Below are 12860 nucleotides of genomic sequence, written 5' to 3'. Positions count from 1 at the left end.
GTTTCAAACGTTCCATCCGGCCCGCGCCGCCCGCCCGCGGTCTGCCTTGCGGAAGCGGGTACTGGACAGCCGCGCCCGCCTCCATCCATCTTGTGCGTCCGTTCGCATCAGGAGGGTTTGCGGTGAAGTCGGGCAACGCGCTGCTGTCCAGCTATGGCACCACCATTTTCGAGGTCATGTCCCGCCTGTCGGAAGAGCATGGCGCGATCAATCTGGGCCAGGGGTTCCCCGACGACCGTGGTCCGGCCGACGTGCTGCAGACTGCGGCCGACGCGCTGCTCCAGGGCTGGAACCAGTATCCGTCGATGATGGGCACCCCCGACCTGCGGCAGGCGCTGGCCGCCCATGCCGGGCGCTTCTACGGTCTCGACGTCGACTGGAAGACCGAGACGATGGTCACCTCCGGCGCCACCGAGGCGCTGACCGCCTGTCTGCTCGGCCTGATAAATCCGGGCGACGAGGTGGTGCTGTTCCAGCCGATGTACGACAGCTACCTGCCCATCGTCCGGCTGGCCGGCGGCGTGCCGCGCTTCGTCTCGCTGAAGGCGCCGGACTGGAGCTTCAGCCGTGCCGACCTGGAGGCCGCCTTCTCGCCGCGCACCAAGCTGGTGCTGATCAACGATCCGCTGAACCCGGCGGCCAAGGTCTTCGACCGGGCGGAGCTGGAGCTGATCGCCGAGTTCGTCCAGCGCCACGATGCCTTCGCCGTCTGCGACGAGGTGTATGAGCACATCGTCTTCGACGGCCGCCGCCATATCCCGCTGATGACCCTGCCGGGCATGCGCGACCGCTGCCTGAAGATCGGCTCGGCCGGCAAGACCTTCTCGCTGACCGGCTGGAAGGTCGGCTATGTCACCGCCGCCCCGCATCTGCTGCAGCCGGTCGCCAAGGCCCACCAGTTCCTGACCTTCACCACCCCGCCGAACCTCCAGGCCGCCGTCGCCTATGGGCTGGGCAAGGAGGAGGGCTACTTCACCGGGCTGGCCGCCGGGCTGCAGGCCAAGCGCGACCGGCTTGCCGCCGGGCTGGCCTCCGTCGGATTCGAGGTGCTGCCCAGCGCCGGCACCTATTTCGTCGCCGCCGACATCGGCCGCTTCGGCTTCGACGGCGACGATCAGGCCTTCTGCCGCTGGCTGGTGGAGGAGGCGAAGGTCGCCGCCATCCCGGTCAGCGCCTTTTTCGTCGAGAATGCGCCGACCGGCGTCGTGCGCTTCTGCTTCTCCAAGCGGGACGAGGTGCTGGACGAGGCCATCGCCCGCCTGCGCAACCGCTTCGCGGGCAGCTAGGCATTGCGGCGGCGGGAGCGATCTGCACGCCCCTGCCGCAAAGCCATGGCGAAACCCCAGCCGCTTGGGCATACTCCCGCCGGTTTTGTCCAGGTCCGAGCCGACGCCAGGGCTGTCCCCGGTCTTGCGGTTTCGGACCCACCCGCGGAATTGGGGCCTGTCTCGAATGTTGCGTGCGCTGGCGCGTGTCTGTGCCGTTCTCGTCGCGTGCTCCGGCACGTACACCGTTTCCCGGACCTTCGCCGCCGATCCCCCGGCCGAACCCGTGCCTTTCGGCGTGTCGGGCGTGGAGGTGGTGGCGGAGCGCGATACGCCCCAGGCCTGCTTCACCTTCACCGACCGGCTGGAGCGCTCGCGCGCCGTCAACTACCGCGACTATGTGGCGGTGGAGCCGGCGGTCGAGGGTGCCGCCATCGCCCGCGACCGCACCCTGTGCGTGGAGGGGCTGCGCCATGGCGAGAGCTATCGCGTCACGCTGAAGGACGGGCTGCCGGGCATCGACGGCAAGCGGCTGCCGGCCGCCGACACCCGCGAGGTGCAGGTGCCCAACCGCAAGCCCTCGCTGGCCTTCCGCGGCGCCGGCTACATCCTGCCGCGGGTGGGTGCGGACGGGCTGCCGCTGCGCTCCATCAATCTGGACCGGGCGAAGCTGCAGGTGCTGCGCATCGCCGACCGGGCGCTGGTCGAGAAGATCTATTTCGGCCGCATCACCCAGCAGATGACCGATTACGACATCGGCGAAATCCTGGACAAGTCGGGCCAGGAGGTCTGGCGCGGCGAGATGGGGATCGGCAACCAGCCGAACCGCAGCGTCACCACCGCCTTTCCCATCGACGCCGTTTTGGGCAAGCTGGAGCCGGGCGTCTATGTCGCCGTCGCCGGCGCCGATGAGATCAAGCCGGGCGGCTGGGACCGCAAGGCGACCCAGTGGTTCGTGGTCTCCGATCTCGGCCTCAACACCATCCTCGGCGACGATTCGCTGGTGGTCTTCGCCCGCTCCGTCCAGAGCGCCAGCCCCGCCGCGGGGGTGGAACTGCGTCTGGTCGCCCGCAACGGGTCCGAACTGGGCCGCGTCCGGACCGGAGAGGACGGGCTCGGCCGCTTCGACCTCGCTGCCTTGCGCGCCGCCGGGACCGAGCCGGTGCAGGCCCTGTTCGCCGCGCGCGGCGATGGCGACTTCGCCTTTCTCGACCTGACCGCCGGCGGTGCCCCCTCGGCCGAGACGCCGGACAAGCCTGCCCCGATTGCCCGTCCGATGACCGGCGGGCTCGACGCCTATCTCTATACCGAGCGCGGAATCTACCGGCCGGGCGAGACGGTGCAGCTGACCGCCCTGCTGCGCGACACCGACCTGAACCCGCCCGCCGGGAAGGCGCTGACCATCCGGGTCCTGCGCCCCGACGGGTTCGAGGTGGAGCGGCGCACCCTGACGGACAGCGGGGCCGGCGGCTTCGCCACCCGCATCGACCTGCCGATGAACGCCTTCCCCGGCAACTGGACGGTCACCGCCCATGCCGAGCCGGACGGTCCGGCCATCGGCAGGGCCGAGTTCCTGCTGGAGGATTTCGTGCCCCCGCGGCTGGACCTGTCGCTCGCCTCCCCGACGACGGAGCTGGCAGCCGACGGCGAGGCCGACGTGACGCTCGACAGCCATTATCTCTACGGTGCGCCGGCCTCGGGCCTGCCGGGCGAGCTGACGGTCGCCCTGCGCGCCGCGGTGAACCCCTATCCCAACCTGCCGGGCTACCATTTCGGTCTGGCGCAGGAGGACGTGAAGCCGGCCCGCGCCGACCTGCCGGGCTTCATCACCGATTCCAACGGCGCGGCCCGCCTGAAGGTCAAGCTGCCGCGTCCGCCCGAAAGCACCCGCCCGCTGGAAGCGGTGGTGCGCGCCACCCTGTTCGACATCGGCGGCCGTCCGGTCGGCCGTGACTTCGTCCTGCCGGTGCGCCACCAGCCCTTCGCCATCGGCATCAAGCCGCGCTTCGAGGGCGACGGCGTGCCGGAAGGCGCCACCGCCGGGTTCGAGGTGATCGCCGTCGGGCCGGACGGCAAGCCGACGGACCGCGCCGACCTCTCCTACGAGCTGTTCGAGGAGGAGTACGACTACGCCTGGTACGAGGCGAACGGCCGCTGGGACTACAAGGTCACGGTGAAGGACCAGCGCGTGACCGGCGGCACCCTGTCGGCCCAGGCCGGCGGTCCGGCCGCGGTGGAGGCCCCGGTCGCCGCCGGACGCTACCGGCTGGAGGTGTTCGATCCCAAGACCGGCGTCGCCACCAGCGTGCGCTTCGCCGCCGGCTGGTGGATGACCCCGACCGCCGGCGAGCGGCCGGACGCCGTCGACGTCTCGGTGATGATGCCGGCCTACCGCGCCGGGGAGAGCGCCTGGGTCTTCGTCAAGCCGCCCTATGACAGTCAGGTCCTGGTGGCGGTGGCCGACCGCGGCGTGACCTATGCCGTCACCCGCGCCATCGGCACCCAGGGCGCCTTCCTGGAAATCCCGGTCGGGCAGGGCTGGACCAGCGGCGCCCATGTGCTGGCGACCGCCTTCGCCACCTCCGACCCCCAGTCGAAGAAGCCGCCGCGCCGCGCGGTCGGTCTCGCCTGGCTGGCGATGGACAAGGCGCCGCGCACGCTGGACATCCACCTTTCCGCCCCGGCGGAGGTGGAGCCGCGCCGCGCCATGACCGCCGACGTCACGGTGGACGGCATCGCCGAAGGCCAGCAGGCCTTCGTGACCCTGGCCGCCGTCGACGAATCGGTGATGCAGCTGACCGATCAGCCTTCTCCCGATCCGGCCCGCCACTATCTGGGCAAGCGGCCGCTGACGGTGGAGTTGCGCGACTCCTACGGCCGGCTGATCGATCCGGCCAGCCTGGATGCCACCCGGCCGCCGGCAGCGCCGGCTCCGCGCCTGCGTCAGGTCGCCGGGCTGGTGCCGCCCAAGTCGGAACGGGTGGTCTCGCTCTATTCCGGCATCCTGACAGTGGGAGCCGACGGCAAGGTCTCCGTTCCCTTCGATCTGCCCGATTTCCAGGGCCGCCTGCGCCTGATGGCCGTGGCCTGGAGCGAGGGCCGGATCGGCCATGCCGAAAGCCAGATGCTGGTCCGCGACCCGATCGTCGCCGACGCGGTGCTGCCGCGCTTCCTCGCCCCGGGCGACTCGGCGCAGGTGATGCTGTCGCTCGACAACCTGAACGGCCCGTCCGGCGATTACCGCATGACCCTGACCGCCGAGGGTGCCGTCTCCATCGTTCAGGGCGACGGGGGAGCCGATCTGGCGGTGCCGAAGCTGGCGCGCGGCAAGCGGGCGACCGCCGGCCGGGTGCTGACCGCCACCGCCGTAGGGGCCGGCCATGTCACCCTGGACGTCACCGGTCCGGACGGCGTCCGCGTCACCCGGCGCTGGGACGTCACCGTGCGCCCGGCCTCGCCGCCGATATCGCGCCGCACCGTCGCCGCCCTGCCCACCGACAAGAGCCTGACCCTCCCGGCCGACTTCGCTGCCGGACTGCGGCCGGAGACCCTGTCCGTCGGTGCCGTGGTGGCTCCGCTGCCGGATCTCGACGTGGCGGGCCTGCTCTTCGCGCTGGACCGGGCGGCACCGGGTGGCGCGGAGCAGACCGCCAGCCGCATCCTGCCACTGCTGTCGATGCCCGATGTCGCCGCCGGTCTGGGCATTGCGCCGGAAGACCGCATCAAGGCCCGCGTCCAGCGCGGCATCGACCGTCTGCTGACCTTCCAGCGTGCGGACGGCGCGTTCTCCGCATGGTCGCCGAAGGGCGATCTCGACCCGTGGCTGACCGCCTATGCGGTCGACGTGCTGGGCCGTGCCAAGGCTGCGGGATACCGCATCCCCGACCAGCCCTACCGCAAGGGGCTGGATTGGATGAAGCAGGCGGTCGACAATGCCTGGGTCGAGACCGCCGACCTGCCGGGCCGTGCCTATGCCCTGTATGTGCTGGCTCGGGCGAAACTGATCGATGCCGGCGCAGTCCGGTACTTCCGTGAAAACTACTGGGACCGGCTGCCGACCGACTTCAGCCGGGCGCAGATCGCCGCCGCTGCCGCCGCGCTGGGCGACCAGCCGGCTGCCGCCGACGCCTTCGCCAAGCTGACCGGTGCCCGGATGGTATCCGCCAGCCTGCGCGACCATGGTTCCTCCCTGCGGGACGAGGCTGGCGTGGTGGCGCTGCTGGCGGAAAGCGGGGCGGTCGACCGCGAGCGCATCTTCCAGGCGGCGGAGCGCGTGGCGAAGACCTTCGCCGCGGTCCGCACCACCAACCCGCAGGAACAGGCTTGGCTGCTGCTGGCATCCAAGGCGCTGATCGACCGTGCCGCCCCGATGAAGCTCGCCATCGGCGACCAGACGGTGGAGAACGCCAAGCCCCAGATCCTGCGCATCGACCCGGCCGCACCGCCGGCGATCCGCAACCTGGGCGGCGAAGTCCGGCAGACCGTCTCGGTGGCCGGCGTACCCGACCAGCCGGCGGGCGCGGAAGAGCAGGGCATGACCATCCGCCGCCGCCTGTTCGACATGGCCGGCCGTCCGGTCGACCCGGCCGGTGTCCGCCACAACGACCTGCTGGTGGTGATCCTGGAGGGTGAGGTCGGCGACCCGCTCGATCATTCGGTGCTGGTCAGCGATCCGCTGCCGGCCGGCTTCGAGATCGAGAATGTCCGGCTCGCCAACAGCGGCCAGCTCGGCAAGCTGTCCTGGCTGGGCGAGCTGTCGTCCGTCCGCAACGTGGAGTTCCGCGACGACCGCTTCCTCGCCGCCATCGACCTGCCGAAGGCGGCCCCCCGCTTCCGGCTGGTCTATCTGGTCCGCGCCGTGACTCCCGGCGACTTCGCGGCCCCCGGTGCCCAAGTGCAGGACCTGCAGCGGCCCCACCTGTCCGCCCGCACCTCGGTGTCACGCCTGCGCGTGCTGCCGGAGTGAGGTGAAAAAGAGGCAATGGGCGCCAACCGGCGCCCCTTACCTGCAACACCGTGTCTAAAGGTAGCTCTGCTCGCTTCGATGGTTCTCCCGCCGCCGGACGAGCAGGGTCAGTGCCGCGACCACCACTGCGAAGCACAGGGTCAGCAGCACGTAGAAGGCCAGCGCAAGGCCGACCGTCATGGTGCCGAGCAGCACCATGGCCAATATCCAGACGCCCAGCGATACAATGGCGCGCGCCGACATGGGTTGTCTCCTATCCCCTGTCCTGATCCGCCGAAAACAGTCGACCCACCCTGATCCCGCCGCGGCCTTCTGACCGTCTGTCCGGCGCCGTATCCGCTTCCCATATGGAATCGGGGAACCGGCGGGGCTCGTCGTGTCCTGGGCAAAGCCTGCCACAGCCACAAAGCGGAACGGGGCGTGGCATCCTGTCACTGCGCGGGCGCGCCGCACCTGTTAGTGGCTGAACAGTTGCCTAACCCAGGGCGTGGCCGGGCCGCTCGGCAAACTGGTTGGTTTGGTCAACAAGTCTGTTGACAGCGTGCGGCATAGACCTTACCTTTACGTAAACGTCAAGGAAGGGAGCGAACGGATTGGATCGGCTTTCGGTCGGCTACGACATGGCGGAGATGGGGGATGACGGGGGCGACAGCCGCATGCCCGGCCCGCGGCTCGCCATCGGCGAACTGGCCGGGGAGTTCGGTCTCACCCACCGCACCATCCGCCATTACGAGGACGAAGGGCTGCTGGCGCCGGAGCGGATCGGCAGCGCTCCCGGAGGCGCACGCGTCTACGGCCACCGCGACCGTGCCCGGCTGGCGCTGATCTGCCGGGGCAAGCGGCTGGGCTTCAGCCTGGCCGAAATCAAGGATTTCCTGAACCTCTACGACACCGACGACGCCCAGATCGAACAGATGCGCTACATGCGCATGATCGCGCGCCGCCGGATTTCCGCGCTTGAACAGCAGCTTGCCGACGTCAAACAGACGCTGGCGGAGCTGTGCACCATCGACACCCAGATCTCCGAGCATCTTCGCCGCAACGGCATCACGGAGACGCAGGACATGGAGGAGAAGCACTCATGAAGTCGGTCGTCATCGCCGGTTATGCCCGTTCGCCCTTCGCCTTCGCCCACAAGGGCGAGCTGACCAAGGTCCGCCCCGACGAACTGCTGGCCCGCGTCATCGCGGCGCTGGTGGAACGCACCGGCCTGAAGACCGAAGATGTCGAGGACGTCATCGTCGGCTGCTCCTTCCCCGAGGGCGAGCAGGGGCTGAACGTCGCCCGCACCATCTCCTTCCTGGCCAAGCTGCCGCAGACCGCGGCGGCCACCACGGTGAACCGCTATTGCGGTTCGTCGATGCAGTCGATCCACCAGGCGGCGGGCGCCATCCAGATGGGTGCCGGCGAGGTGTTCATCTGCGGCGGCGTCGAGTCGATGACCCGCGTGCCGATCATGGGCTTCAACCCAATGCCGAATCCGGCGCTGAAGGCCTCCTACCCCGAAGCCTACTGCTCGATGGGCATCACGGCGGAGAATGTCGCCCGCCAATACGCCATTTCCCGCGCCGAGCAGGAGTCGCTGGCCGTCGCCTCGCACGCCAAAGCGGCGGAAGCCCAGGCCGCCGGCCGCATGGCCGACGAGATCGTCGGCATCCAGACCCCGGCCGGTCTGGTCGACAAGGACGGCTGCATCCGCCCCGGCACCAATGCCGACAGCCTGTCGGGCCTGAAGCCGGCCTTCACCGCCGATGGCACCGTGACCGCCGGCACCTCCTCGCCGCTGACCGACGGTGCCGCCGCCGTGCTGGTGACGACGGAGGAGTATGCCAAGGCCAACGGCCTGCCGATCCTGGCGAAGATCCGTTCGGTCGCCGTCGCCGGCTGCGCGCCGGAACTGATGGGGCTGGGTCCGGTCCCGGCGACCCGCAAGGCGCTGGCGCGTGCCGGCCTGTCGATCAACGACATCGACATCATCGAAATCAACGAGGCCTTCTCGTCCCAGGCCATCGCCTGCATGCGCGATCTCGACATCGACCCGTCGCGCATCAACCCGGACGGCGGCGCCCTGGCGCTCGGCCACCCGCTGGGGGCCACCGGCGCCCGCATCACCGGCAAGGCCGCGGCCCTGCTGAAGCGCGAAGGCAAGCAGTTCGCGCTGGCCACCCAGTGCATCGGCGGCGGCCAGGGCATCGCCACCATCCTGGAAGCGGTCTGACGAACGGGATCGGGGAGGAAAAACCATGAAGATCGAACGCGCCGCCGTGATCGGTGCGGGCGTGATGGGCGCCGGCATCGCCGCCCATTTCGCCAACGCCGGCATCCCCTGCGTCCTGCTCGACATCCCGGCGAAGGAGGGTGCGGACCGCAGCGCCATCGCCAAAGGTGCCGTGGCGAAGATGCTGAAGACCGATCCGGCTCCCTTCATGCATCCCAAGAATGCCAAGCTGATCACGCCCGGCAATCTTGAGGATGACCTGAACCTGCTGGCCGATGTCGACTGGATCGTCGAGGCCATCGTCGAGAACCCGGCGATCAAGGCCGACCTTTACAAGCGCATCGATCCGGTGCGCAAGGCGGGCTCTGTCGTGTCGTCCAATACCTCCACCATCACGCTGGCGGTGTTGACGGATGGGCAGAGCGAGCAGTTCCGCAAGGACTTCCTGATCACCCACTTCTTCAACCCGCCGCGCTACATGCGGCTGCTGGAGATCGTCGGCGGCGCCGATACGCGGGCCGACGCGCTGGCGGCCATCGCCGACGTCTGCGACCGCCGCCTGGGCAAGGGCGTCGTCCACTGCAAGGACACGCCGGGCTTCATCGCCAACCGCATCGGCGTCTTCTGGATCCAGTCGGCGGTGAATGCCGCGGTGGACCTCGGCCTGACGGTGGAGGAGGCGGACGCCGTCGGCGGCCGGCCGATGGGCATCCCCAAGACCGGCGTCTTCGGCCTGATGGACCTCGTCGGGCTGGACCTGATGCCGCACATCGCCAAGAGCATGTCGGCCACCCTGCCGGCCAATGACGCCTATCGCGGCCAGATGCGCGAACACCCGGTCATCACCCGGATGATCGCGGAGGGTTATACCGGCCGCAAGGGCAAGGGCGGCTTCTACCGCATCAACAAGGCCGGCGGCGGCAAGGTGAAGGAGTCGGTCGATCTGCAGACCGGTGAGTATGCCCCGTCGGAAAAGGCCCGGCTGGACAGCGTGTCCGCCGCCGGCCGCGACCTGCGCAAGCTGTGCGAGCACCCGGACAAGGGCGGCCGCTTCGCCCGCCGCGTGCTGGCGCAGACGCTGGCCTATGCCGCCAGCCTGGTGCCGGAGATCGCCGACAGCATCGTCGCCGTCGATGAGGGCATGCGCCTCGGCTACAACTGGAAGCAGGGGCCGTTCGAGCTGATCGACCGCCTGGGCACTGGGTGGTTCGCCGAGCTGTGCCGCTCGGAAGGCGTTCCGGTCCCGGCACTGGTGGAGACGGCATCCGGCCGCCCCTTCTACCGGGTGGAGGACGGCAAGCTCCAGCATCTGACGACATCCGGCGTCTATGACACCGTCGTGCGCCCGGACGGCGTGCTGCTGCTGTCCGACATCAAGCGCGCCGCCGGCAAGCCGGTGTGGAAGAACGCTTCCGCCAGCCTGTGGGACATCGGCGACGGCGTGCTGTGCGTCGAGTTCACCAGCAAGATGAACGCCGTCGACGCCGACATCATGGCCGCCTATGAGAAGGCCATGCGCCTGATCGGCGACGGCAAGGGCGACTGGAAGGCGCTCGTCATCCACAACGAGGCCGACAATTTCTCGGTCGGCGCCAATCTGGGCCTCGCTCTGTTCGCGCTGAACATCGGCCTGTGGCCGCAGATCGAGGAGATGGTGGAGGGCGGCCAGCGCACCTACCGGGCGCTGAAATACGCCCCCTTCCCGGTGGTGGCGGCGCCCAGCGGCATGGCATTGGGCGGCGGCTGCGAAATCCTGCTGCATTCCGACCATGTCCAGGCCCATGCCGAGACCTATGTCGGCCTCGTCGAGGTCGGCGTCGGCCTGATCCCGGCCTGGGGCGGCTGCACCGAGATGCTGGCCCGCCATCAGGCCAATCCGAAGGCGGCGCGCGGGCCCATGCCGGGCATTGCCAAGGCCTTCGAGATCATCAGCACCGCCACCGTCGCCAAGTCGGCGGCCGAGGCCAAGGAGCTGCTGTATTTCCGCGCCACCGACGGCATCACCATGAACCGCGACCGCCTGCTGGCCGACGCCAAGGCCAAGGCGCTGGAGCTGGCGGCGGACTACACCCCGCCGGAGAGGACCACGGCCTATGTCCTGCCCGGCCCCAGCGCCAAGGCGGCGATGGAGCTGGCGGTGGAAGGCTTCGCCCTGCAGGGCAAGGTCACGCCGCACGACAAGGTGGTCTGCGCCGCGCTGGCCGAGGTGCTGAGCGGCGGCGAGGAGGCCGACGTTTCCAAGCCGGTCGGCGAGGACCATGTCCTGCGGCTGGAGCGCGAGGCGTTCATGGGTCTGGTGCGCACCGGCGGCACCATCGACCGGATCGAGCACATGCTGCTCACCGGCAAGCCGCTGCGGAACTGAGGGGGAGGAACGAGAGATGCCGATCTACAAGGCTCCGCTTGAGGATGTGCGCTTCGTCCTGGACGAGATCGTCGGCCTGGACAAGCTGTCGGCCCTGCCGGGTTACGAGGACGCCACGCCGGAACTCGTCGGCCAGGTGCTGGAGGAAGGCGCCAAGCTGTGCGAGGAGGTTCTGTTCCCGCTGAACCAGTCTGGCGACGGCGAGGGCTGCCATTTCGAGAATGGCGAGGTCCGCACGCCGAAGGGCTTCAAGGAGGCTTACACCACCTATATCGAGGCCGGCTGGCAGGGTCTGGCCTGCGACCCGGCCTATGGCGGGCAGGGACTGCCGAAGCTGGTCAACATCATGCTGGAGGAGTTCATCTGCTCCGCCAACCTCAGCTTCGGCATGTATCCCGGCCTGTCGCTCGGCGCCTACAACGCGCTGGCGATGTACGGCTCGGACGAGCTGAAGCAGCGCTTTCTGCCCAAGCTGGTCGACGGCACCTGGTCCGGCACCATGTGCCTGACCGAGCCGCATTGCGGCACCGACCTCGGCATCATCCGCACCAAGGCGGTTCCCGACGGGGAGGGTGCCTACAAGATCACCGGCACCAAGATCTTCATCTCGGCCGGCGAGCATGACCTGACCGAGAACATTCTGCATCTGGTGCTGGCCCGCCTGCCCGACGCCCCGGCCGGGACCCGCGGCATCAGCCTGTTCCTGGTGCCGAAGTTCATGCCGAACGAAGACGGCACGCCGGGCGCCCGCAACGGCGTCGCCTGCGGCTCCATCGAGCACAAGATGGGCATCAAGGCGTCCTCGACCTGCGTCATGAACTTCGAGGACGCCACCGGCTGGCTGGTCGGCGAGCCGCACAAGGGCATGCGCGCCATGTTCGTGATGATGAACGCGGCCCGTCTGGCCGTGGGCATCCAGGGGCTGGGGCTGGCCGAGGTGTCCTACCAGAACGCCGTCAACTATGCCCGCGAGCGGCTCCAGGGCCGGTCGCTGTCGGGGGTGAAGGCGCCGGACAAGCCGGCCGATCCGATCATCGTCCATCCCGACGTGCGCCGGAACCTGCTGACCGCCCGCGCCTATGGCGAAGGCGCCCGCGCGCTGGGCGCGCTGGTCGCTTATCACCTGGACGTGGCGGAAAAGCACGCCGACGCCCGCACCTGCCGCGACGCCGACGAGTTCGTCCAGCTGATGACGCCGATCGTCAAGGCGCTGTTCACCGACATCGGCTTCGAGTCGGCCAACATCGCGGTGCAGGTCCATGGCGGCCACGGCTTCATCTGGGAGACCGGCGTCGAGCAATATGTCCGCGATGCCCGCATCTGCCAGATCTATGAGGGCACCAACGGCATCCAGGCGCTGGACCTCGTCGGCCGCAAGCTGCCGCAGGACATGGGGCGCCTGCTGCGCCACTTCTTCCACCCCGTCGGCCGCGACATCGAGGCGGCGATGGAGAAGGACGAGCTGGGCGAGTTCGTGATGCCGCTGGCCAAGGCCTTCGCCAAGCTGCAGCAGGCCACCGCCCTGATCGCCCAGAAGGGCCTGAAGGATCCGGAGGAAGCCGGTGCCGCCGCCAGCGATTACCTGCGCCTGTTCGGTCTGGTTGCGCTCGGCTGGAGCTGGCTGACCATGGTGGAAAAGGCGCAGGCCAAGCTCGACGTCGGGGAAGGCAATGCCGCCTTCTATGAGGCCAAGATCAAGACCGCCCGCTTCTACATGACCAAGCTGCTGCCGCAGACGAACAGCCTGTTCATCACCATCGCCGCCGGCGCCAAGCCGTTGATGGAACTGGAAGAGGCTGCCTTCTGACATGCGTCGACCGCTTGGTCGGGGCGCTTGACTTCAGGCCGGACAGGTGCGCGCAAGGCACCGGTCCGGCCTTTTCTTGCCTTTTCGGCAGGTCGGAAGAGCGCATGCGTATAGGAACCTAAAATTGTCGTAGATCTTTGGAAATATCACTCTTGGGAAGCGCTGGCCTCAGCCGATCAGCTTTCACGGCCGTGACAAAAGTTAATTTCAGGTTGTTCCCTCTCGTCCCTGCGTGTTAC

General features: G+C 68.9%; 7 protein-coding genes. 6 read left to right on the top strand and 1 reads right to left on the bottom strand.

Going from position 1 to position 12860, the window contains the following annotated elements:
• Positions 1-122: 122 nt before the first annotated feature.
• Positions 123-1286 carry an aminotransferase gene (locus tag AZOLI_RS23185; protein ID WP_014249629.1) on the top strand — a complete coding sequence of 388 codons (1164 nt, stop codon included), beginning with the start codon at positions 123-125 and terminating at the stop codon, positions 1284-1286.
• A 166-nt stretch (positions 1287-1452) separates the two neighbouring features.
• On the top strand, positions 1453-6231 hold the full coding sequence (locus tag AZOLI_RS23180) for an alpha-2-macroglobulin family protein (protein WP_014249628.1): 4779 nt from the start codon (positions 1453-1455) through the stop codon (positions 6229-6231).
• 54 nt (positions 6232-6285) lie between these two features.
• Here the strand turns inward: AZOLI_RS23180 and AZOLI_RS23175 are convergent, their stop codons facing one another.
• Positions 6286-6474 (bottom strand): hypothetical protein, encoded by a 189-nt coding sequence (locus AZOLI_RS23175; protein ID WP_014249627.1) that lies wholly within the window; start codon positions 6472-6474, stop codon positions 6286-6288.
• Between the two features lie 350 nt (positions 6475-6824).
• On the opposite strand from AZOLI_RS23175, the gene AZOLI_RS23170 reads away from it, so the two are divergent.
• From AZOLI_RS23170 to AZOLI_RS23155, 4 genes are read left to right on the top strand one after another with little or no spacing between them, the layout of a single operon-like run.
• Positions 6825-7316 (top strand): MerR family transcriptional regulator, encoded by a 492-nt coding sequence (locus tag AZOLI_RS23170; protein ID WP_014249626.1) that lies wholly within the window; start codon positions 6825-6827, stop codon positions 7314-7316.
• A complete protein-coding gene (locus AZOLI_RS23165) occupies positions 7313-8449 on the top strand; it encodes a thiolase family protein (RefSeq protein ID WP_014249625.1) in 1137 nt (378 codons plus the stop codon). The genes AZOLI_RS23170 and AZOLI_RS23165 overlap by 4 nt, the downstream gene beginning before the upstream one ends.
• A gap of 25 nt (positions 8450-8474) precedes the next feature.
• Positions 8475-10814 carry a 3-hydroxyacyl-CoA dehydrogenase/enoyl-CoA hydratase family protein gene (locus tag AZOLI_RS23160; RefSeq protein ID WP_014249624.1) on the top strand — a complete coding sequence of 780 codons (2340 nt, stop codon included), beginning with the start codon at positions 8475-8477 and terminating at the stop codon, positions 10812-10814.
• 16 nt (positions 10815-10830) lie between these two features.
• Entirely contained in the window at positions 10831-12621 is a 1791-nt protein-coding gene (locus AZOLI_RS23155) for an acyl-CoA dehydrogenase C-terminal domain-containing protein (RefSeq protein WP_014249623.1), read from the top strand.
• The last annotated feature ends 239 nt before the right edge of the window (positions 12622-12860 follow it).

Origin of the sequence: Azospirillum lipoferum 4B (genome assembly GCF_000283655.1) — a bacterium.
GTDB lineage: Bacteria > Pseudomonadota > Alphaproteobacteria > Azospirillales > Azospirillaceae > Azospirillum > Azospirillum lipoferum_C.
This window is presented reverse-complemented; position numbering and strand designations above follow the sequence as displayed.